Below are 22,004 nucleotides of genomic sequence, written 5' to 3' on the forward strand. Positions count from 1 at the left end.
CGAAGGTGAAGGCATGACGACAGCACCGGATCGTGCGACCGCGAAGAAGGCGCTGGGCATCGCCCGCGAGACGGCGACCACCCTGGCGAAGGGCCCGGCTGCCACGGGATTCGTGGTGACCCGCAAGGGTGTGCAGGTTCTGCGAGCGCGCCGCGCTCGGGCACGCGACGAGAGTGCCGCGTCGGCGCCGGTCCGCGCACCGCGGCCCGCCCGGAAGCGCCGGTCGGGTCGGTCCCGCGTGGTCCGGTGGGGTCTGCTCGGACTGGCTGCCGCCGCGGCAGCGGGCGCGGTGGCCGCCGCTCGATCGCGGCGCACGGAATTGCCGCCTCCGGCAGCCGAGCCGCCGCGTCTGGACACGCCCGTGAACGGGTCGCGCCCGACGCCGCAGCCGTAGTACCCGGGTCCTCGACGGGCGTCGTCGCTCACCACAGCCTCAGCAGGAAGCGGAGTACGTCGGCGACGTCGGTCGAGCGCGACCCCCGCACCACCTCCGTTCCTGCCACGACGGCCGCGACGTTGGACGCGGACACACTGCCCTCGTCGAGATAAGCGCCGTGCCCGACGGCTCCGTCGGTCGCCAGGACGGTCGCGGTGGGAAGTTCGCTCGGATCGGTGCCGAATCGGCCCAGATCGGCCACCGGGTCGGTCGCCACTTCCAGCACGTACGGCGCGGGAGCGTCGGGCGGCGGGTCGTTCCACCCCGGCGACCCCATGAGCACCACCGCGTCCGCCGAACCGCCGTCCCGGAGGGCCTCCGCCGCCAGGACCGTTCCGTACGAGTGCGCGACGATCGACACACGGGGACCGTCGTCGACATCGTGCCGCGGCAGGTCCAATGCCCGCAGAGCATCCGCCAGTGCGGCGGCACCGGCACGCGCCGGCCCGAGGCCGGCCACCGAGCGGGCAGGATCGACGAGTTCGGCGTTCCAGGCCGGCGCCTCGTACCCCAGCCACGTGATGCCGGCGACCGCGGAGACGGCGCGCCGCCCGGCCTCGGCCACGATTCTCGCGGTCTCCGCGTCGCGCTCGGCCAGATCTCCGCCCACCGTGGTCCCGGCACCCGGGACGAACACGGCAACGCGATCGGCCGACTCCACCGCTCCCACCGCGACGGCCACCGTGGTGCGGTGCGGCCCCTGCTCGTAGTGCACGAGTCGACGCCCGGGCAGTGCCAGCACGGCGAGCGTGGCCTCGAGAGCGGCCAGCCGATCACGGGTCTCGGCCAACCCTGCGTCGGCGTCGGTGAAGACCCCGCCGAGGAAGGACCGGTCGACCTCGGCGGCGAGATCCCGCTCGACCTCCCGGAGCGAGTCCCGGTCGGCGGCCAACCTGGCCCTCAGGACCGCATCGAGCACGTCGGCGGCATCGACCGCGACGCCGTCGTCCGGCCGCTCGGCCCGAGGCGAGCCGCCGGGGTCGACCACCGTCTGCCGCAGCGCCCCGGCGACGCGCGCATCCAGTTCGGCGAGCACGTCCGCGTCCGGTCGGCCCCACCGATCGAGCGACGCCCGCTCGTCACCCGCGTCGGTCACGACGGCTTCGACGCGGCGCAACGACGACACCGCCTCCTCGAAGCCGGCGACCAGCGTCGTCGACTCGGCGGCCGCGGCCGTCGCGGCCGCTCCGGACCACCCCGCCACGCGCGTCGTCGTCGCCACGCGATCGCGCACGGTCTCGAGGCCCACCGCCGCCACCATGAGTGCCCGCCCCCGCCGCCACATGTCCTGTGCCTGCCACACGAATCCGCCCCACCTCACCGTCTCGACGACCCCCGTACGTCCAGTGGACAGCACAGCGCCGACGACGCGAGCGGTTCATCCCCGGGGCGCGCGGTTGTCCCCGGGCAGGCGAAATTCCGACGTCGTCAGGTCAGGAAGGAGGCCGGCGAGTCACGTCGAGGGGAGCGCCGGCGTCCTCGACGACGGCCCGCGGCACGGGACGGTCCGTCCGATCCGCCCCCCGCGCCCGCTTGGCGCGGTACAGCTCGGCGTCGGCGGCGCGGTAGATCTCCGACCAGCGCCGCACCGTCGGCATGCAGACCAGGCCGACGCTCCATTCCGCGGAATGGGCGAGGCGCAGTTCGTCGAGGAGCGCGGCGGCGTCGTGCTCGGTGGTACCGGGCATGAACAGCACGAACTCGTCCCCGCCGAGTCGTCCCAGCACGTCGCCCTTGCGCAACCGCGCACGCCACGACGCGGCGACGCGCTCGAGCAGGACGTCCCCGGCGATGTGTCCGTACCGGTCGTTGACGGTCTTGAAGTTGTCCAGATCCAGCACGGCCATGCTGACGGGCAGACCCCGCGCGGCGTACGTCGGCAGCAACTTCTCCACGCGCGCCTCGAGACCCTGCCGGTTGAGCAGGCCCGTGAGGGGATCCCGGTTCGCGGAATGTCGCATTCGCCGACTGTGATTGCCGAAGAATTCCGCCGCGGCGACGATGCCCAGCGCGGTCAGCAGGTACGCGACGGCGGGCATGGTGGACGGGGACAACGCGGCGGCGACGACGCATCCGGCGAGGAGCACGACAACCCATACCCAGCCACCGCGCTCGCTCCAGTACCCGGTCAGTTGCATCGCGAGGAGCATGGCCGCCTGGGTCAGGAGCAGGTAGGCGACCGCGCCGTCGGACGTCAGGAACACCGCCCACAGGCCTCCCACCGCGACTCCCGTGGCGATTCCCAGGGTGCGGGTGGGAGTGGGGTGCGGGCCGAAGTGGACGAGGGCCGCGGCCACGGACTGCGCGACACCGACGACGATCATGACGACCGTGCCGGACGTGGTGCCGGAGAAGGCCACGGCCCCCGCCACGAAGAGGATCGACGTCAGACCGAGATACGCCACCAGGGCGGTGGACGCTTCGAGGCGTCGCGCTGTGTTCACGTGAGCCAGTATCGGGGACGGCGGGTGATCACGTCACACCGCGCACATGGTGAATAGTCGGTAACCGACCGTGAGGTCCCGGGCGAACGACCGACGGCGCGGCGTTCCGGGGGGATACGAAGAAAGTGGAGCCTAGGAGATTCGAACTCCTGACATCTGCCTTGCAAAGGCAGCGCTCTACCAACTGAGCTAAGGCCCCGTCTCGGTGTCCGGCAGCGAGTGCCAGACGCGACTCTCGCGCACGATGGCGCGGACCGCGGCCGCCGCGGCGACCACCACGAGTGCGAGGACGAACTTCATCGGTGACCTCCACACTCGTTCGTGGGCCTAGGAGGACTTGAACCTCCGACCTCTTCCTTATCAGGGAAGCGCTCTAACCGCCTGAGCTATAGGCCCGCACGTCGGCTCGGCACACGCTGCTGCGCTTTCCGAACCGAGGCACGAGATTACCGCACCGCGCGGCCAGGACCAAAACGCTTCTCGGCCCCGACCGTGCGATCGGTCAATCCCGGTCTGCCAGAGTCACTTCCAGTCCGCCGACCAGATCGGAGGACAGGTTGTAGACGAAGGATCCGATGGTGGTCAACGCGGTGAAGAGCACCACGTTGATCAGCCCGATCACCGCCGCGTAGCCGAAGATCTGACCGGCCGACACCAGCCCGGCGTCCCCGGACGACGCCACGATGTCGGAGAACGCATTGTTCAGTCGGTCCCACACACCCATGCCGTCCAGCACCAGGTAGAGCAGGCCGACGGCCACCATCCACACGAAGAAGAGCGACACCGAGATCACCAGAGACAGCTTCAGCATCGACCAGGGGTCGAGCTTGCGTACCTGCACGGTTGCCCGGAGCGGTTCCCCGGGTGCGGCAGGACGCGGAGTGGCCACCGGAGCGACCCGCTCGGTCCGGGCCGGCTCGGGCGCGGGATGCCGAACGGTGGACAGGTCCGGCATGTCCGTCGGCAAATCCTTGCGCTCGATGTTGCGCGTCGGCCCGTCGATGACCGCGGCCTTGCCGGCCGCTGCGGCGCGGTCGGGCCGACCCTGCTGGCCCGGACCACCGGCCGGTGTACCCGCCGGTCCACGATCTCCGGTGGCCGGCGGACGGGGACCGGTCGGCGTCGACCCGGCCGACGCAGGACGGCCCGTGCCCGGATGCTGAGACAGGTTCGTCTGCGGCTGCCGCTGCGGTCCCTGCTGCGGGAGTCGCTGCTGCGGACCCGACTGCTGGGGGCCCGACTGCTGGGGGCCCGGCTGGTTCGGTCCCTGCGGCCGGGAACGCTGCGGCGAGGTGCCCGGCTGGGCCGATTGCTGCGGTCCCTGCGGCCCGGAACCCTGCGAACCGGATCCCTGCGGTGCGGACGGACGAGCCGACGTCGAGTCGGACCGCTCGGTTCCCGGCGGACGCGGAGCGTCGGAACCGGTCGGCGCGGCGTCGGTCCGCGGGGAACGGCCGGTGTCGGGCGTGTCGGGACTGGTCACGGTTCTACGACTCCTTCGATCCGTCGGTGTCTCCCGTGGGGAGATCCTCCGGCTCGTCCGCGTTGCGTGCGATGGCCAACAAGGTGTCGCCGTCTCCGAGGTTCATCAGACGCACGCCCTTGGTTTGGCGCCCGGCCCGTCGAACCTGCTTCGCCGCGGTGCGGATGACACCGCCGCTCGAGGTGATGGCGTAGAGCTCGTCGTCGTCGTTCACGATGAGCGCTCCCACCAGCGTGCCACGGCGCGGGTCGAACTGGATGGTCAGCACGCCCTTGCCGCCGCGGCCCTGCGGCGGGTAATCCTCCATGGCGGTGCGCTTGGCGTAGCCGCCGGAGGTCGCGACCAGCAGGTAGGTGCCCTCCTTCACGACGTTCACCGAGAGCAACCGGTCCTCGCCGTTGAACCGCATGCCCTGGACGCCCGACGTGGCGCGACCCATCGGTCGCAGGACCTCGTCCGTGGCGGAGAACCGGATGGACTGGCCCTGCGCGGACACGAGCAGCAGATCGTCGTCGGCGCTGCACAGCACCGCACCCACCAGCTCGTCGTCACCCCGCAGGTTGACGGCGACGATGCCGCCGGACCGGTTGGAGTCGAAGTCCGACAGCTTGGACTTCTTCACCAGGCCGGCCTTGGTGGCGAGCACGAGGTACGGAGCGTCGTCGTACGTCTTGATCTGGATGATCTGCGCGATGCGCTCGTCGGGCTGGAACGCGAGCAGGTTGGCGACGTGCTGACCGCGTGCCGTGCGGTTGGCCTCGGGCAGTTCGTACGCCTTCGCCCGGTAGACGCGGCCCTTCGTGGTGAAGAACAGAATCCAGTCGTGCGTCGAGCACACGAAGAACTTGCTCACGATGTCGTCCTGCTTGAGGCCGGCGCCCTGCACACCCTTGCCGCCGCGCTTCTGCGAGCGGTACAGATCGGTGCGCGTGCGCTTGGCGTAGCCGGTCTCGGTGATGGTGACGACGACGTTCTCCCGCGCGATGAGGTCCTCGTCGCTCACGTCGCCGTCGCTGGCGATGATGCGGGTGCGTCGATCGTCACCGTGCTTCTCGACGATCTCCGCGAGCTCGCTGCGGACGATCTCGCGCTGACGCTCCGGCCGCTCGAGGATGTCCTTCAGGTCGGCGATCTCGAGCTCGATGGCGGCGAGGTCGTCGATGATCTTCTGACGTTCGAGGGCCGCCAACCGGCGCAGCTGCATCGCCAGGATGGCGTCGGCCTGGATCTGGTCCACGTCGAGCAGGTCCATCAGGCCCTGGCGCGCGACGTCGGCGTCGGCGGACCGACGGATGAGGGCGATGACCTCGTCGAGTGCGTCGAGCGCCTTGACCAGTCCGCGCAGGATGTGGGCGCGTTCCTCGGCCTTGCGCAACCGGTACCGCGTACGCCGGACGATGACGTCCAACTGATGGCTGACGTACAGCCGGATCATCTGGTCGATGCGCAGCGTGCGCGGCACGCCGTCGACGATCGAGAGCATGTTGGCGCCGAAACTCGTCTGCAGCTGGCTGTGCTTGTAGAGGTTGTTCAGCACCACCTTCGCCACCGCGTCGCGGCGCAGCTTGATGACGATGCGCATGCCGACACGGTCCGAGGACTGGTCCTCGATGTCCGAGATGCCGGCGATACGACCGTCTTTCAACTGCTCGGCGATCGAGGCGATCATGTTGTCGGGGTTGACCTGGTAGGGCAGCTCGGTGATGACGATCTGCGTCCCGCCGCGCTCACCTTCCTCGATGTCGACCACGCCGCGCATGCGGATCGACCCGCGGCCGGTGCGGTACGCGTCCTCGATGCCCTGAGATCCGACGATCAGCCCGTGCGTGGGGAAGTCGGGCCCCTTGATGCGCTCGATCATGGCCTCGAGGGCCACGTCCTCGGGGGCGTCGTAGTTGTCCAGCGTCCAGTAGACACCCTCGGCGAGTTCCCGAAGGTTGTGCGGCGGAACGTTGGTCGCCATGCCGACAGCGATACCGCCGCTGCCGTTGGCGAGCAGGTTGGGGAAGCGGCTGGGCAGGACCGTCGGCTCGAGCGTGCGACCGTCGTAGTTGGCGACGAAGTCGACGGTCTCCTCTTCGATGTCGGCCAGCATCTGCATCGCGAGCGGCGTGAGGCGACATTCGGTGTAGCGCATGGCCGCCGGGCCGTCGTTGCCGCGCGATCCGAAGTTGCCCTGACCGTCGACCAGTGGGTAACGCATCGACCACGGCTGCGCCATGCGCACCAACGTGTCGTAGATCGAGCTGTCACCGTGTGGGTGGTAGTTGCCCATCGTTTCCGCCACGGGCCGTGCGGATTTCACGTAACCGCGGTCCGGGCGGTAGCCGTTGTCGAACATCGCGTAGAGCACGCGACGGTGCACGGGCTTGAGGCCGTCGCGCACCTCGGGCAGCGCGCGCCCGACGATCACGCTCATCGCGTAGTCGATGTAGCTGTTCTGCATCTCCTGCTGGATGTCGACAGGTTCGATGCGATCCGAGGTGGGGCCGTCCCCACCGGTCGGCGGGAGGGTGGTGTCGGTCATGCTGATCTCCTTGCGCGAGACCGCATCCCGCGCGTCGGCCGACCACCCCGGAGGACGGTCACCGCGCGCGGGCGCGGAGGGTCGCTACACGTCGAGGAAACGAACGTCCTTGGCATTACGGGTGATGAAACTGCGACGAGCCTCGACGTCCTCACCCATCAGGATGGAGAACAATTCGTCGGCGGCAGCGGCGTCGTCGAGGGTGACCTGCCGCAGCACGCGCACGCTCGGATCCATCGTGGTCTCCCACAGCTCCTTGGCGTTCATCTCGCCGAGGCCCTTGTAGCGCTGGATGCCGTCGTCCTTGTTGATCTTCTTGCCCGCGGCGAGGCCGGCCTCGAGCAGACCGTCGCGCTCGCGGTCGGAGTACGCGAACTCCGGGTCGGCGCCGCGCTGCCACTTCAGCTTGTACAGCGGCGGCATCGCGAGATAGACGTAGCCGTGCTCGACGAGCGGGCGCATGAACCGGAACAGCAGGGTGAGCAGCAGCGTCGAGATGTGCTGGCCGTCCACGTCGGCGTCGGCCATGAGCACGATCTTGTGGTACCGAAGCTTGGCGATGTCGAACTCGTCGTGAATGCCCGTGCCGAACGCCGTGATGATCGACTGGACCTCGGTGTTCTTCAGCACGCGGTCGATGCGCGCCTTCTCCACGTTGATGATCTTGCCGCGCAGCGGGAGGATCGCCTGGTACATCGAGTCGCGGCCCGACTTGGCGGAGCCGCCGGCGGAATCGCCCTCCACGATGTAGATCTCGCACTTGCTCGGATCGTTGGACCGGCAGTCGGCCAGCTTGCCGGGCAGTCCACCGATGTCGGTGGCGCTCTTGCGCCGCACCAGATCTCGTGCGCGCCGCGCTGCGGTACGTGCCTGCATGGAGGCAACAGCCTTGCCGACGATCAGCTTAGCCTCGGCCGGATTCGCCTCGAACCAATGCGTCAGGTGCTCTCCGGATGCCTTCTGTACGAAGGACTTCACCTCGGTGTTGCCGAGCTTGGTCTTGGTCTGACCCTCGAACTGCGGCTCGCCGACCTTCACGGAGATGATGGCGGCCAGACCCTCGCGGATGTCGTCGCCGCTGAGCTCGCCGTCCTTCTCCTTGACGAGCTTCTTCTCCTTCGCGTACTTCTTCACCACCGTGGTCAACGCGGTACGGAAGCCCTCCTCGTGGGTGCCGCCCTCGTGGGTGTTGATGGTGTTCGCGAAGGTGTGGACCGACTCGGTGTAGGTCTGGTTCCACTGCATGGCGATCTCGAGTTCGTGGCCGGTGCCCTTGGCCCCGAAGCCGATCACCGACGGATGCTGCGCCGTCTTGGACTTGTTGATGTACCGGACGTAGTCCTCGAGACCACCGGGGTAGTGATAGGTCTTCGTCTTGATCCGCGATTCGCTGTCGCCCTCCGGCTTCGGCGCCTCGGCGAGTTCGCTGTCGGCGGTCTCGTCGGCGATGCGCTCGGCGTCGGACGCCCGCTCGTCGGTGAGAACGATGGTCAGTCCCTTGTTCAGGAAGGCCATCTCCTGCAGGCGGCGCGCCACCGTCTCGAACTTGAAGACCGTGGTCTCGAAGATGTCGGGGTCCGGCCAGAAGGAGATCGACGTACCCGTGCGGTCGGTCGGCTCGCCCTTCTTCAGCGGCCCGGGGACGGACCGGTCGTAGGTCTGCGTCCAGTGGTGACCGGCGTTGTCGACCTCGGCCAGCAGCGTCGTGGACAGGGCGTTCACCACGGAGATGCCGACGCCGTGCAGGCCGCCGGACACCGCGTAGGAATCGGAGTCGAACTTGCCGCCGGCGTGCAGCTGGGTCATCACCACCTCGATGGTGGGCATTCCCGACGCGTGCATGCCGGTGGGGATACCGCGGCCGTCGTCGACCACCCGGACGCCGCCGTCGGCGAGCAGGGTGACCTCGACGGTGGTGGCGTACCCGGCCATCGCCTCGTCGACGGAGTTGTCGACGACCTCCCAGATGAGATGGTGCAAGCCGCGCTCACCAGTGGATCCGATGTACATGCCGGGGCGCTTGCGCACCGCCTCGAGCCCCTCGAGGACGGTGATCGACGATGCGTCGTATTCCTTGGACTTGTCGCCGGGTTTGTCGCTCTTCCCCGAATTCCGGTCAGCCACGGTCAGCTGTTCTCCTTCTCGCCTCGTCCGCTCCCCCGCGCGCACCGGGACTCGGTGGCGGCGGCAGAGGACCTCGACCGAATGCGCGCGGCGCCACGACGGGGCCGCGCTCGGTGGTCTGTACCGGTCCATCCTACCGGTAACAGCACCCGAGGAGCGCACCTTGTCGCGCGAAACGCGGCCTCAGTGCCACAGAGACGGACTTTCGCGGCCTTCCGCGGGTCGGATCGTGGGTCCGTGGGGCTGCGTCCCGTGTCCGGGCGCACGCGTGACGGTCGACGCGCCGCCCGGCGGTCAGAGATCGAGGACCAGCGAGTCACCCTCGGCGCGCGAGACGCAGATCAGCATGTGGTCCTCGCGCTCGGCCGGGGAGAGGCGCCGGTCCCGGTGCTCCGGCGTTCCCTCGAGAACACGGACCCGGCACGTCCCGCAGAATCCCTGGCGGCAGGAGTACGGAATGCCCGGCCGCTGCTCGCGCAGCACGTCGAGCGCCGTGCGGTCGGCCGGCACGTCGACGGTCTCCTCGGACCGCGCGAGAGTGATCCGGAACGGCTCGCCCGCCACCACGGGCGGCGGTGAGAACCGCTCGAGATGCAGCCGGGTCGCGCCGGTCTCGGAAATGCCCTGCCGCACCAGATCCATCATCGCCGGCGGACCGCACGTGTAGACCGACCCACCGTCGGGTGCGTGGCGCAACAGATCGGCCGCCGTCGGCAGACCGTCGACGTCGTCGCTGCGGACCGTCACACGCTCCGGCTCCCAGGTGGAGATCTCGTCCAGGTACGGCGTCGCCTGCCGTGACCGACCGGTGTGGACGAGGTGCCAGTCCATGCCCACCGCGCGGGCACGCCGCACCATCGGGAGGATCGCCGTGATGCCGATGCCGCCCGCGACGAACAGGGCCGACCCCGCAGCGACGAACGGAAAAGCGTTGCGCGGACCGGTGATCACGATGCGATCGCCGACCTCGAGATCGTGCATCTCCCGCGAACCGCCGCCGCCGTCCGGGATCAGCCGCACCGCCACCGTGTAGGCATCCGACTCGAGCGGGTCACCGCACAACGAGTATTGACGTCGTCGACCGGACGGGAGTTCGACGTCGACGTGGCATCCCGGATGCCACGCGGGGACGTCCTCTCCGTCGACGCGGCGGAAGGTGAACTCGACGACGTTCTCGTCGACGCAGACCGTGCGCCGGGCGACCAGCGTCATGTCGATCCGACGCACCACGGAGGGCGCGGCGACACCGCGGTACTCCGACAGGTCGAGCATCGCGAACACCTTGTCGAGTCCGTCGGTGATCTGCGCGAGCGCCTCGTCCTGGTCGTCGCCGCCGAACAGGTCCTTCGGAATGGTGCGGGAGGCGCGGTAGCCCCGCACCGTCTCGAGAACTCGGGCTGCCTTGCGGCGGCGGCCCGTCACCGTTCCGCGGCCCGCGCCGCGGGCGACGTCGCGAGATAGTTGACAGCCAGTGCGGTGGAACTTTCCTGCGAGGGGTGGAAGTCCTTCGCGAAGTAGCGCAGCGACGCCCGTCCGATGTCCTTGAAATTGGGGAACAGACCCGACGACATGACGCGGTAGACGTCCCGGAGCCGCGCCTTGCGCTGCGACGGCGGCAGCGTCGGATCGTTCTCCATCATGAACTTCAGGCCGCGGCCCCACATCGAGATGATCGACGGCGTCACCATGATGTAGGTGCGGACGCGGCGCCACCGACGGGTGTCGAAGTACTGCAGGACGTCGAACGCCACGGACCGGTGCTCGACCTCCTCGGCCCCGTGCCACCGGACGAGGTCGAGCATCATCGGGTCGATGTCGGCCTTGTCGAGGGCCGGCTCGGTGAGCACCCAGTGTCCGAGGAACGACGTCAGATGCTCGATCGCCGCGATCAGCGACAGTCGCTCCACCAGGCTGTTCTTGGTGTCGGTGGGACGTTTGTCCAGAGCCACCCGGAACAGGTACTCCATGTGCTGTACGTACGGAGTCGGATCCAGGCCGTTGCTGCGCAGCCAGTCGTGAATACCGGTGTGGGCCTGGGCGTGCATCGCCTCCTGGCCGATGAATCCGATGACGTCCTGCCGGAGCTTCTCGTCGTGGATCATCGGTAGCGCCTCGGTGAACACTCGCACGAACCATTCCTCGCCTTCCGGCAGGAAGAGGTGCATCACGTTCATGAGGTGTGTGGAGACGACGTTGTCGTCCATGTAGTGCATGCGCATGTCGTCCCAGCGGAACTCCACGTCGCGCGCTGTCAACGTCACAGGCCCCGGATCATCGGTCACCGACGTCATTGTTCCTCCTCTGCCCTGGTGTGCGGTAGTCGAGGGTCATGCGGTTATTCGGTCCGAGACCACCGGTCGGATCGGTACGGGGGCCGCGTCGACGACCGCGTGTCCGTCCCCGTCTCTGCACCCGACCGTACGACCGCACTCCGGAGTGATCAACAACTGTTGAGCATCGTCAGCGACTTCACCGCCGCGTGTTGTGTCCGGTCGGACACCCGTTGATCCGTACCCCCCGACCGATCAGCCGTAGGTGTCCCGAGGCCCCCGTCCCGACACGTGCCGCTCGCCCTTTCGCCAGCTCGGGGCGGCAGGACCGGTGATCCGCAGGCTCGTGACCACGCCGTGTCCGACGGCCGCGGCGATCCGTCCGAGAATCTGCGACTGCATCAGCCTCAGCTGCGTCGCCCACGCCGTCGACTCGGCCGTGACGGCCAGGACCCCGTCCCGCAGCGTGGTCGGCTGCGCGTGCGCGGCGATGTCGGATCCGACCACCGACTCCCACCGCCCGAGCACCGTGCCCTCGTCCACCTTCGTCGACCACCCGCGCGACTTGGCGAGCGACGCGGCGAGCGCACCCAGCGCCTGGGGATCACGATCGTCTGGGCGGGCCGACGACCAGGTGCGCGTCCGCCGAGGACGACGCACCACCGACGCCCGGCCGTGACCCACGGCCTTGCCGTTGGCCTTGGCGGCGGCCCGCGCGGCCTCGAGGGCCTGCCGCGCGATGTCCGACCCGCGCGGTGCCGGCGGATCCGACGGTGTCTCGCTCATCGGTCCTCCTCCGTCTCGGTCCGAGTCTGCACCCGCTCACCGACAGGATCAGCGGAGCCGCCGGCGCGCTCCGACGCGACAGCGCCCTCCGCACCGACAGCGCCCTCCGCACCGTGCCGGGTCGCCACCGACGCCCGACTCGGAACTCCGTCCGGACCGATCACCTCGTGCGCGCGGACGTCGATGCGGACGGCGTCGAGTTCGGCCGGGACGTCTTCACCCACCGCCGCGGTCACCAGGACCTGCTCGGCCGTCGCGGCCACCCGGGCGAGGGCCGTCCGACGGGCTCGGTCGAGCTCGGCGAACACGTCGTCGAGCAGCAGCACCGGATCGCTTCCCTCGCCGCGCAGCAACCCGAATGCCCCGAGCCGTAGGGCGAGAGCGAAGGACCACGATTCACCGTGACTGGCGAATCCCTTCGCCGGATCCGTACCGAGCATCAAATCCAGGTCGTCACGATGCGGCCCCACGAGGGTGGTCCCGCGCTCGATCTCTCGGGCCCGAACCACCGAGAGTTGCTGCAGGAAGGCCGCTTCGAGCACCTCGCCGTCGTCGGGTGCCTCGGGCCGAGCCAGGTCGAACATCTCCGGCGGCGCGGACTCGGCGAGGGACGAGCGGTAGGCCACGTACGCCGGCCGTGACGCGGGTGCGATGTCGCGATACGACTGCGAGACATGGGGTCCCACGTCCCGGGCGGCCCGCAGTCGGTGCAGCACGATCTCGGCACCGAACGCCGCGAGACGGCTGTCCCACACCTCGAGGGTCGCCATGGCCGACGCCCCGTCCTCGGAAGCCGCGCCGCGTCGCAGGGTGTGACCGCCGGTCTTCAGCAGTGCGGACCGCTGCCGCAGCACTTTCTCGTAATCCGCTCGCACAGCGGCCATTCGAGGCGACCGCGCGACGATCAGCTCGTCGAGGAACCGGCGTCGCTCGGTCGGTTCGCCGCGCACCATGGCCAGATCCTCGGGGGCGAACAGCACCGTGTTGAGCACACCGAGGATCTCCCGTGGACGCCGCACCGGCGTGGTGCCCAACCGTGCCCGGTTGGCACGCCCACCCGCGATGTCGAGATCGACCGTGAGCTCGCGACCGTGATTGACGACGGTCGCCCGCACCAGGGCGCGCTCCGCTCCGGTTCGCACCAACGGCGCGTCCGTGGCCACGCGGTGCGACGACAACGTCGCGACGTACCCGAGGGCCTCGAGAACATTGGTCTTGCCGTGACCGTTCGGACCGACCAGGACGGTCGCTCCCGGCGTCAGATCCAGCGAAAGCCGTTCCCAGGAACGGAAATCGACGAGCGTGGCGGAACGGACGAACACCTACGCACCGGTGGTCTCGGTGTTCGGAGGGCGCTGCACCGCGTGGCCACCGAACTGGTTCCGCAGGGCGGACACGGCCTTCATGGCCGGCGAATCCTGTTGCCGCGACGCGAATCGCGCGAAGAGCGCCGCGGAGATCACCGGAGCCGGAACCGAGTGGCGGATGGCTTCCTCGACGGTCCAGCGACCCTCACCGGAATCCTGTGTGTACCCGGAGATCTCGGAGAACGCGGGGTCTTCCTGGAGTGCCTTCACGAGGAGATCGAGCAGCCAGGAGCGCACCACGGTGCCCTTGGTCCACGCCCGCACCACACCCGTGACGTCCTCGATGAGGTCCTCGGCCGCGAGCAGCTCGTAACCCTCGGCGTAGGCGTGCATCAGGCCGTACTCGATGCCGTTGTGCACCATCTTGGCGTAGTGGCCGGCCCCGACCGGACCGGCGTGGACGAACCCGTCCGCCCGCTCGCCCTCCGGACGGAGAGCGTCGAAGATCGGCATCGCGCGGTCGACGTCGGCGGCCGCACCGCCGACCATGAGGCCGTAGCCGTTGTCCAGACCCCACACGCCGCCGGACACACCCGCGTCGAGGTAGCCGATTCCCTTCTCCGCCAACAGGTCCGCGTGCACAGCGTCGTCGGTGAAGCGGGAATTGCCGCCGTCGATCACCAGGTCGCCCTCGGCCAGCACACCGGCGAGCTCGGAGACGGTGTCGCGCGTGACCGGTCCGGACGGCACCATGACCCACACGATGCGCGGCGCGGGCAGGGCCTCGGCGAGCGCGGCGAGGGACGCCACGTCCGTCACCTCGGGCCGGGGGTCGTACCCGACGACCTCGATGTCGTGGCGGCGCAGCCGCTCACGCATGTTGAACCCCATCTTGCCGAGTCCGATCAGACCGATCTTCATCCGTGGTGTCCTTTCAGGTGGTCCCGCGTCGCCGTCGACGGCGTGGCGTTCGAATCCGTGGTAGCTCGCGTCAGCCCGGAAGACGCACGGGCATCAGCAGATACGTGTACTCGCTGCGCGGCGCCGCGAACGTTCCGCTCTCGTCGGCCGTGAGTTCCTCCTCGCCGGCCGGACGGAGCACGGCGGGACGGCTGGGGGTGGTGAAGCCGAACGACACCCGCTCCGAGTGCAACGACGTGAGACCGTCGATCAGGTAGCCGGGGTTGAACGCGATGGTGAGCGGCTCGCCCTGGAAGTGGGCTTCGATGGACTCCTCGGCGCGACCGGCGTCGTCCCCGCCGGCGGACAGCGTGACGGTGTCGGATGCGAACTCGAGTCGGACCTGCGCACCGCGCTCGGCAAGCAACGCGACACGCTTGATGGCGTCGAGCAGCGGAGCGATCGGCACCGTGGCCACGGCGGTGTGCTCGGCGGGCAGCAACTGGCGGAACTTCGGGAACTCGGCGTCGAGCAGTCGCGTCGTGGTGCGTCGACCGTCCCCCACGATGCCGAGCAGGCCGTCGTTTCCGACGTGCGATGCCGATCCGAGTGCGAGCTGGACGGCCGAATCCCCGCCCGTACCGATGCTTTTCGCGGAATCGGACAGCGTCTTCGCCGGAATCAGCACGGCTGCCGTGGTGCCCGCGGCAGCCGGACTCCACTCGAGTTCGCGGACGGCGAGGCGGAAACGATCGGTCGCGGCGAGCACCACGGCGTCGCCGTCGATCTCCATCCGGATACCGGTCAGCATCGGCAGGGTGTCGTCCTTGCCGGCGGCCACCGCGACCTGGGAAATGGCTTCGGCGAAGACCTCGACGGGCAGCGTGCCGGTCTGCGACGGCAGCTCCGGCAGGGACGGGTAGTCCTCGACAGGCATCGTCGGAAGCGAGAACTTCGCGCTACCGCAGGTGATGAGCACCTTCGTGCCGTCGACCGTGACGTCGACGGGCTTCGCGGGCAGCGAGCGGGTGATGTCGGCGAGCAACTTGCCCGACACCAGCACCTGACCGCTGCCGGCCACCTCGACCGGGACGCGGACCTGGGCGGACACCTCGTAGTCGAAGCCGGAGACGGTCAGACCGGAATCGTCGACGGCCAGGAGCACGCCACCGAGCACGGGGACGGCCGGGCGAGACGGAAGCGAGCGAGCCACCCACGCGACGGAATCGGAGAAATCGTCTCGAGCGACTCGAAACTTCACGGTGCCCAGCTCCATCGCTCGGGTGATCCTCTCGGTCGTCGCGGGTGTCGTCGCTCGGCGGCCGCTGCGGAAGCGGCGACGGACCGAGCGAGGTCGGGTGGGTCGGTACGGCACCGCTGAAGGGGCGGTGGGCACAGCACACGCTATGCGCTCGGCGGCTCGCTGGAAAGTCGGGCCTCGGTCGGACGCGTCCGAATCCCGACGCGTGGCGGGGGGTGTGCATCGATCTGTCCCCACGCTCTTTTGAAAGAAGGGTTCTTGGAAAGAACTACAAGCAACAGTCATAGGTCCTGTGGAAGCTGTGGACCGACGGTGTCCGGTGCTGGTGACACGGCGTGGCGGCTCGAGGATCGACCCGGGAGTGGATTCGGGACCCCGGCGGGCGGGGTGTGGACGGTCGGTGACCCTCGGGAGAACTCCACGTTTCATCCCCGGGGAATCCACGTTATTCACACAGTTGTCCACAGGTGTGTATCGACGTCGAGTCGAGGGAAAGACGACGGCCCCCGATCGATCCGCACGGCGGAGATCGGGGGCCGGAGGGTGTTAGGGGTCACCGAGTGGAGCGTTGCTTGATGCGCGCGGTGAGTTCCTGGACCTGATTGTAGGTCCGATGGCGCTCGGTCATCTCCTTGCGGATCTTCTTGTCGGCGTACATCACCGTGGTGTGGTCGCGACCGAAGGTCTGGCCGATCTTGGGCAGGGAGAGGTCGGTGAGCTCACGGCACAGGTACATCGCGATCTGCCGGGCCTGGGCGATCGCGCGCGCCTTGCCGGGCCCGCACAGCTCCTCGATGGTGGTGTCGAAGTACTCCGCGGTCACCGCCATGATGGTCGCGGCGTTGATCTCGACGCCCGGGGCGTCCGGGATGAGGTCGTGCAGGACCACCTCGGCGAGCTTGGTGTCGAGGGTGTGACCGTTCAGGGAGGCGAAGGCCGTCACCCGGATCAGTGCGCCCTCGAGCTCGCGGATGTTGCGCTCGATGCGGCTGGCGATCAGTTCGAGTACGTCGTGCGGCACGTCGAGCCGGTCCATCTGCGCCTTCTTGCTCAGGATCGCGATGCGGGTCTCGAGCTCGGGGGGCTGGACGTCGGTGATCAGACCCCACTCGAAGCGGGTCCGCAGCCGTTCCTCGAGGGTGGCCAGCTGCTTCGGCGGTCGGTCGGACGACACGACGATCTGCTTGTTGGCGTTGTGCAGCGTGTTGAAGGTGTGGAAGAACTCCTCCTGGATGCCTTCCTTGCCCTCGATGAACTGGATGTCGTCGACCAGCAGCACGTCTGTCTCGCGGTACCGCCGCTTGAACGCCACCTTGCGGTCGTCGCGGAGGCTGTTGATGAAGTCGTTGGTGAACTCCTCCGTGGACACGTACTTCACGCGCATCCCGGGGAACAGACGCTGCGCGTAGTGGCCGGCGGCGTGGAGCAGGTGAGTCTTGCCCAGTCCCGACGAACCCCACACGAACAGCGGGTTGTACGCCCGAGCGGGGGCTTCGGCGATGGCGACGGCGGCGGCGTGCGCGAACCGGTTGGACGCCCCGATGACGAAGGTGTCGAACGTGTACTTCGAGTTGAGGCTCGTCCCGCTCGACGCGGTCGTGCTGGTCCGCGGCGGGGCGGTGTAGGACGTCGGCCACGAGTTCTGGACGGCGGCGACGGCGTCCCGGTCGTCGTCGACTTCCTCCAGGTCACCGCCCTCGGTGTCCGAGGGGGAGCCGGAGGCCGAGTCGCCGGAGAACCGGCGGCGGTACACCGGTCCGGACGGGGCGGGCTCGTACTTGTGGTCGGGCTCGTCGTCCTCCTCGTCGTCGGAGGGCGGGGCGAGCCGGACGCCGAGCCCCTCGACGGGGACGGCCAGATGCCGGCCGAGGGCCGTGAGGATCGGCTCGCGCAGGCCACGCTCGACGGCTTCCTGAGCCAGCGGGGACGGCACCGAGAGCAGAGCGAATCCCTGCGTGAGGGTGATGGGGCGCACCAGCGCCAGCCAGGCCTTCTGTGCTCGGGAGAGTGCGGCGGACAGGTCCGAGCCGTCGGTGAGTTCGGCCACGACATCGGGCCACACTCCGGCCAACACGTCCGGATCGTCCTGCACGATGTCCCTCCCGGTCGGGCCGTGGATCATCCGCGGCCGAAGTGACACGAGCTCCGTTCGAGCCGGCGTCGACACCCGCGAATATGCCACCCGACCAGTGTTTCCACATAATTATCCACAGCTGTGGACGAACGACACGGGTGTAGCCCCGTCGCCGTCGGTGGCGTGTGCAGTCGTCCCGCCGGGGGTCGGCCCGACACCCGTCGCCAGGGCCCCGACCAGCAGCGATACCGACGACACCGGGTATCGTCGAGACCTCGCGCTCGGCGCGGATCTCGGCCCCGGCGCGGTGACCGGTCCCGGGCTGCGGGTGATGGTTCTCCCCTGCCGGGGGCGAATCGGCCCCCTCCCGGGGGAGAAATTAGCACCCCGGACGGGGCCCAACAAGACGAACGGGCCGACCGGTTCGATCCGCGGGGCTTCGTGCGTCCGATTCGGGGTTCGCGCCCGTCCGATGCGCCGTGGTCGACCGGCGGTTTGACCCGATTCCCCGGCGTCAGTACCCTCGAACGGTCACCTGCTGCGCACATGTGCGGTATGCGAATCCGCCACGGCGGCCGCGCGGGTGGCCACCCGAACTCGAGTTCACCGAACTCGCGACCATCAGCACACCATCGACGCCCCGGTGCGGGCGTCGACGTATCGAGGAGTTTCACCGTGGCCAAGGGCAAGCGGACGTTCCAGCCGAACAACCGTCGTCGTGCACGCGTGCACGGCTTCCGTCTGCGTATGCGCACTCGGGCCGGCCGCGCGATCGTGTCCGCTCGGCGCGCCAAGGGCCGCGCGTCCCTCACGGCCTGATCTCGCCTCGGCGACGCACAGGCATCCTTCTGGCGCGGTGATCGGAGGCTCGGGTGTTACCTGAGCAGCACCGCCTGCATCGTTCGGCCGACTTCCGGGCGACGACGCGCGGCGGTCGGCGGGTAGGACGGCGCGACGTGGTCGTGCACGTGGCCACCCGTCGTTCCGACGTCCGGCGGGACCCGGGAGGCCCGCGCGTCGCGCGAGTGGGATTGGTCGTCAGCAAAGCAGTGGGGCCGGCGGTGACTCGACATCGAGTCGCTCGCCGGCTTCGTCATGTCTGCGCCTCGATGGTCGCGGACCTCGATCCGAACACCGACGTCGTGGTGCGCGCGTTGGTCGGATCCGCGACCGCGTCGTCGTCCGACCTCGATCGCCAGCTGCGGTCCGCGTTGCGACGACTCGGCGCGTTCGACGAGTCGCCCGCCGTGCCGAGCGCGTTCGACGAGTCGTCCGCTGTGCCGAGCGCGTTCGACGAGTCGCCCGCTGTGCCGACGTCCGGCCGCGGGCCGTCCGACCGGTGACGCCGCCGTCCGCGGCGCCGTCGTCGCACCGTCTCCGGGCAGTGGTGTCGTTCCCCGCCCGTGCCGCGATCGCGATCATCGAGCTCTATCGCACGTACGTTTCGCCTCTGCGCCTGCCGACCTGCCGATTCACACCGACCTGCAGCGAGTACGCCGTGGAGGCGCTGCGCACGCGCGGGCTGGTGGTCGGTACGGTGCTCGGCATCGTCCGACTGCTCAAGTGCGCGCCCTGGCACCCTGGTGGGTGGGACCCGGTGCCGCAACGGCGGCGCCGGAGTGCCGCGCCGGCAGCCGAGCGGCGCGACGACGAGTCCGGTCCCGATCATCCGCACGTGGATGGAACGAACATAAGGAGTACCTAGAGTCGTGCTCGACTTCATCTATTACCCGGTATCCGGAATCCTCTGGGTCTGGCACAAGGTGTTCGGTGCCGTCCTCGGCGCGGACTCCGGTTTCGCCTGGGCCCTGTCGGTGGTGTTCCTCGTGTTCACGCTGCGACTGCTGCTGTACAAGCCGTTCGTGAAGCAGGTGCGGACGACCCGCCAGATGCAGGAGCTGCAGCCGCAGATCAAGGCGCTGCAGAAGAAGTACGGCAAGGACCGGCAGAAGCTCGCGCTCGAGATGCAGAAGCTGCAGAAGGAGCACGGCTTCAACCCGATCATGGGCTGCCTTCCCGTGCTGGCACAGGCGCCGGTGTTCATCGGCCTCTTCCACGTGCTGCGGTCCTTCAACCGCACCGGCACCGGTCTCGGACAGCTGGGTCTGAGCCCCGAGGTCAACGCCAACACTCCGAACTATTTCTTCAGCGTCGACGACGTGCAGTCGTTCCTGTCGGCCCGTCTGTTCGGTGCGCCGATCTCTGCGGCGATCACCTCGCCCGACTCCGTGCTGATCGCGTTCGAACCGTTCGGCGGCATCCCGTCGGTCTGGCCGATCGTCGCGGTGTCGGTTCCCCTCATGATCATCGCGTCCGTCGCCACGCACCTGAACTCGCGGGCGTCGGTGGCGCGGCAGTCCGAGGCCGCGGCCGCGAACCCGCAGGCCGCGATCATGAACAAGCTCGCCCTGTACGTGTTCCCGTTGGGTGTGCTCGTCGGTGGTCCGTTCCTGCCCGTCGCGATCCTGCTCTACTGGGTCAGCAACAACGTGTGGACCTACGGGCAGCAGCATTTGGTCTTCGGCCGGATCGACAAGGAAGAGGCGGCCGCCAAGGAGGCTGCCCTGGAGCGACGGAACGAGAACGCGCCGAAGCCCGGTGCGCGCCCCGAGCTCACGAAGAAGAAGCCTGCGCCCGGTGCCAAGCCGGTCCGCCCGGCGGCCTCGTCGGACGGTGACTCGACGGCAGCGTCCACCTCGTCGTCTTCCTCGTCCGGTAACGGCGGCGCGACCACACCGAAGAAGAAGAAGACCCCGCCGGGGAAGGTGCGGCCGAAGAATCAGCGACGTCGGTGATCGCGCTGATCGGCTCTCCCCCACACCACTCGGAACCACCCAGCCCGATCGGTCTGCGCACCGATCGACGATGCGAACGGAAGCTGCCACTGTGACCACCGATGCACGGACCGACCCGGCCGAGCCGACCACCGACCAGACCACCGACCCCTCGGTGGTCGCCGACTCCGACACCGACGACGGCGAGGACTACCTGGTCGAGGAAGGCGAGATCGCCGGCGATTACCTCGAGCAGTTGCTCGATGTGCTCGATTTCGACGGTGACATCGATCTGGACGTCGAGGGCGATCGCGCCGTGGTCTCCATCGACGGGGGGAAGGATCTCACCAAGCTCGTCGGCCGTAAGGGCGAGGTGCTCGATGCCCTCCAGGAGCTGACCCGGTTGGCCGTGCAGCAGAGCACGGGCGAGCGCAGCAAGCTGATGTTGGACATCGCGGGCTGGCGCGCGGCGCGTCGGCAGGAACTCACCGAGCTGGGGACCGCGGCGGCGCAGCGAGTCGCTCGCGACGGGGGCCGTGAGGCGCTCGACCCGATGACGCCGTTCGAGCGCAAGATCGTGCACGACGCCGTGGCAGCCGTCTCCGGGGTCACCAGCGAGAGCGAGGGCGCCGAGCCGCAGCGGCGGGTGGTCGTCGTCAAGGAGTGACGACGACGCGGGATCAGACGAGATCCCGGAGCTTCGAGGACGGGGTGCGACCGAGGTCGCACCCCGTTCGTCGTTCACGGACGGTCTCGGTTCGGACATGTCGTGCCCTGCCATTACAGTGCGACGGTGCGCCTTGGCGCGACGTGACGGTGAATGACACGAGTGTGATTTCACGCGCCCCGAGACGACGCGAGAGGATGTTTCACGTGGAACACGACAGCACGGACGAATCCGCGGAGTGGGTGCACGATGCCATCGAGCGCGTGTTCGGCGATCGTGCGGACCTCGCGCGCCAGTACTGGACCTCGCTCGGTACCGACGGTGTCGAGCGGGGACTCATCGGTCCTCGCGAGGTACCGCGCTTGTGGGAGCGACACTTGCTGAACTGTGCGGTGGTGGGTGAGCTCGTACCGGACGGTGCGTCGGTGGTCGACGTCGGCAGTGGGGCCGGTCTCCCCGGTATTCCCCTCGCCATCGCACGGCCGGACCTCACGGTGTTCCTCGTCGAGCCTCTCCTGCGACGGTCCGTGTATCTCGCGGAGATCGTCGACGCGCTCGGTCTGACTGCCACGGTCGTACGGGGTCGCGCCGAGCAACCCGGGGTGGTGAAGGAGGCCGGCGGCGCCGACGTCGTGACCTCCCGTGCCGTCGCGCCGCTGGAGAAGCTGGCCCGATGGTCACTTCCCCTCGTCCACGAGGGCGGTGTGATGGTGGCACTCAAGGGGAGCACAGCGCAGGACGAGATCGATCGCGATCGGACTGCACTGACCCGACTGGGGGCTGTCAACCCGGAGGTTGTGGTCTGCGGTCAGGGAGTCGTGCAGACACCCACTATCGTGGTGCGTGCGGAGCGCGCGCATCGTAGCCATCGCCCCGCACGGCGGTCCGCCGGGAACTGACGGCGCATGCGGTTTATCCGCCCGCAGTCACCAAAGCTATGAAGGAGCCTGC

The 22,004-nt window shown here is 68.9% G+C and carries 18 protein-coding genes, 2 tRNA genes and 1 pseudogene; 7 read left to right on the top strand and 14 right to left on the bottom strand.

Annotated elements, in window-relative coordinates:
- Positions 1-13: 13 nt before the first annotated feature.
- Positions 14-394, top strand: coding sequence for a hypothetical protein (locus A3Q40_RS18365; protein ID WP_068104394.1), 381 nt, complete (start codon positions 14-16; stop codon positions 392-394).
- A gap of 28 nt (positions 395-422) precedes the next feature.
- Here A3Q40_RS18365 and A3Q40_RS18370 read toward each other — a convergent pair whose 3' ends face one another.
- From A3Q40_RS18370 to dnaA, 14 genes are all read right to left on the bottom strand, one after another.
- Positions 423-1,739, bottom strand: a complete 1,317-nt coding sequence (locus tag A3Q40_RS18370; protein WP_068104396.1) for an alpha/beta hydrolase — start codon at positions 1,737-1,739, stop codon at positions 423-425.
- A gap of 130 nt (positions 1,740-1,869) precedes the next feature.
- Positions 1,870-2,880, bottom strand: coding sequence for a GGDEF domain-containing protein (locus tag A3Q40_RS18375; protein ID WP_068104398.1), 1,011 nt, complete (start codon positions 2,878-2,880; stop codon positions 1,870-1,872).
- A gap of 126 nt (positions 2,881-3,006) precedes the next feature.
- Positions 3,007-3,079: transfer RNA gene (locus A3Q40_RS18380), tRNA-Ala, on the bottom strand.
- A 123-nt stretch (positions 3,080-3,202) separates the two neighbouring features.
- Positions 3,203-3,276 (bottom strand) — tRNA-Ile (locus A3Q40_RS18385).
- Positions 3,277-3,382: 106 nt separating this feature from the next.
- Positions 3,383-4,363: a DUF3566 domain-containing protein gene (locus tag A3Q40_RS18390; protein ID WP_082834006.1), complete on the bottom strand. Its 981-nt coding sequence runs from the start codon at positions 4,361-4,363 to the stop codon at positions 3,383-3,385.
- A gap of 4 nt (positions 4,364-4,367) precedes the next feature.
- Positions 4,368-6,890, bottom strand: a complete 2,523-nt coding sequence (gyrA, locus tag A3Q40_RS18395) for a DNA gyrase subunit A (protein WP_068104399.1) — start codon at positions 6,888-6,890, stop codon at positions 4,368-4,370.
- Between the two features lie 84 nt (positions 6,891-6,974).
- The gene (gyrB, locus tag A3Q40_RS18400) at positions 6,975-9,014 is read right to left on the bottom strand and encodes a DNA topoisomerase (ATP-hydrolyzing) subunit B (RefSeq protein ID WP_068104401.1); all 2,040 of its coding nucleotides are present in this window, start codon (positions 9,012-9,014) and stop codon (positions 6,975-6,977) included.
- A gap of 294 nt (positions 9,015-9,308) precedes the next feature.
- The gene (locus A3Q40_RS18405; RefSeq protein WP_235606361.1) at positions 9,309-10,436 is read right to left on the bottom strand and encodes a PDR/VanB family oxidoreductase; all 1,128 of its coding nucleotides are present in this window, start codon (positions 10,434-10,436) and stop codon (positions 9,309-9,311) included.
- Positions 10,433-11,305 (bottom strand): metal-dependent hydrolase, encoded by an 873-nt coding sequence (locus A3Q40_RS18410; protein WP_068104403.1) that lies wholly within the window; start codon positions 11,303-11,305, stop codon positions 10,433-10,435. Before A3Q40_RS18410 ends, A3Q40_RS18405 begins: the two co-directional genes overlap by 4 nt.
- Before the next feature lie 234 nt (positions 11,306-11,539).
- Positions 11,540-12,070, bottom strand: coding sequence for a DUF721 family protein (locus A3Q40_RS18415; protein ID WP_068104405.1), 531 nt, complete (start codon positions 12,068-12,070; stop codon positions 11,540-11,542).
- The gene (gene recF, locus A3Q40_RS18420) at positions 12,067-13,392 is read right to left on the bottom strand and encodes a DNA replication/repair protein RecF (RefSeq protein WP_069972988.1); all 1,326 of its coding nucleotides are present in this window, start codon (positions 13,390-13,392) and stop codon (positions 12,067-12,069) included. Before recF ends, A3Q40_RS18415 begins: the two co-directional genes overlap by 4 nt.
- Positions 13,393-14,298 (bottom strand): phosphogluconate dehydrogenase (NAD(+)-dependent, decarboxylating), encoded by a 906-nt coding sequence (gene gnd / locus A3Q40_RS18425; RefSeq protein WP_068104407.1) that lies wholly within the window; start codon positions 14,296-14,298, stop codon positions 13,393-13,395.
- Positions 14,299-14,368: 70 nt separating this feature from the next.
- Complete coding sequence (dnaN, locus tag A3Q40_RS18430) at positions 14,369-15,553, bottom strand: DNA polymerase III subunit beta (RefSeq protein WP_068104409.1); 1,185 nt, start codon at positions 15,551-15,553, stop codon at positions 14,369-14,371.
- A gap of 538 nt (positions 15,554-16,091) precedes the next feature.
- Entirely contained in the window at positions 16,092-17,630 is a 1,539-nt protein-coding gene (dnaA, locus tag A3Q40_RS18435) for a chromosomal replication initiator protein DnaA (RefSeq protein ID WP_068106656.1), read from the bottom strand.
- Between the two features lie 657 nt (positions 17,631-18,287).
- Here dnaA and rpmH point away from each other — a divergent pair.
- The 6 genes and pseudogenes from rpmH to rsmG all read left to right on the top strand — a co-directional run bounded on the left by rpmH (position 18,288) and on the right by rsmG (position 21,952).
- Entirely contained in the window at positions 18,288-18,431 is a 144-nt protein-coding gene (gene rpmH / locus A3Q40_RS18440) for a 50S ribosomal protein L34 (RefSeq protein ID WP_068104411.1), read from the top strand.
- Between the two features lie 53 nt (positions 18,432-18,484).
- Positions 18,485-18,835 (top strand): annotated as a pseudogene (gene rnpA, locus A3Q40_RS19985) (ribonuclease P protein component); the annotation flags it as partial.
- A gap of 116 nt (positions 18,836-18,951) precedes the next feature.
- Positions 18,952-19,317, top strand: coding sequence for a membrane protein insertion efficiency factor YidD (gene yidD / locus A3Q40_RS18450; RefSeq protein ID WP_082834008.1), 366 nt, complete (start codon positions 18,952-18,954; stop codon positions 19,315-19,317).
- A 4-nt stretch (positions 19,318-19,321) separates the two neighbouring features.
- Positions 19,322-20,407, top strand: coding sequence for a membrane protein insertase YidC (gene yidC, locus A3Q40_RS18455; protein WP_068104413.1), 1,086 nt, complete (start codon positions 19,322-19,324; stop codon positions 20,405-20,407).
- A gap of 70 nt (positions 20,408-20,477) precedes the next feature.
- Positions 20,478-21,053, top strand: a complete 576-nt coding sequence (locus tag A3Q40_RS18460) for a Jag family protein (protein ID WP_068104414.1) — start codon at positions 20,478-20,480, stop codon at positions 21,051-21,053.
- Positions 21,054-21,250: 197 nt separating this feature from the next.
- Positions 21,251-21,952: a 16S rRNA (guanine(527)-N(7))-methyltransferase RsmG gene (gene rsmG / locus A3Q40_RS18465; RefSeq protein WP_068104416.1), complete on the top strand. Its 702-nt coding sequence runs from the start codon at positions 21,251-21,253 to the stop codon at positions 21,950-21,952.
- The last annotated feature ends 52 nt before the right edge of the window (positions 21,953-22,004 follow it).

It is taken from the genome of Rhodococcus sp. PBTS 1 (genome assembly GCF_001620025.1).
Classification (GTDB): domain Bacteria; phylum Actinomycetota; class Actinomycetes; order Mycobacteriales; family Mycobacteriaceae; genus Rhodococcoides; species Rhodococcoides kroppenstedtii.

Coding starts and splice junctions, on each gene's coding strand:
- A3Q40_RS18365 (WP_068104394.1), top strand. CDS start 14: ATGACGACAGCACCGGATCGTGCGACCGCGAAGAAGGCGCTGGGCATC.
- gyrA (WP_068104399.1), bottom strand. CDS start 6,890: ATGACCGACACCACCCTCCCGCCGACCGGTGGGGACGGCCCCACCTCG.
- A3Q40_RS18410 (WP_068104403.1), bottom strand. CDS start 11,305: ATGACGTCGGTGACCGATGATCCGGGGCCTGTGACGTTGACAGCGCGC.
- A3Q40_RS18415 (WP_068104405.1), bottom strand. CDS start 12,070: ATGAGCGAGACACCGTCGGATCCGCCGGCACCGCGCGGGTCGGACATC.
- gnd (WP_068104407.1), bottom strand. CDS start 14,298: ATGAAGATCGGTCTGATCGGACTCGGCAAGATGGGGTTCAACATGCGT.
- dnaN (WP_068104409.1), bottom strand. CDS start 15,553: ATGGAGCTGGGCACCGTGAAGTTTCGAGTCGCTCGAGACGATTTCTCC.
- A3Q40_RS18460 (WP_068104414.1), top strand. CDS start 20,478: ATGCGAACGGAAGCTGCCACTGTGACCACCGATGCACGGACCGACCCG.
- rsmG (WP_068104416.1), top strand. CDS start 21,251: ATGTTTCACGTGGAACACGACAGCACGGACGAATCCGCGGAGTGGGTG.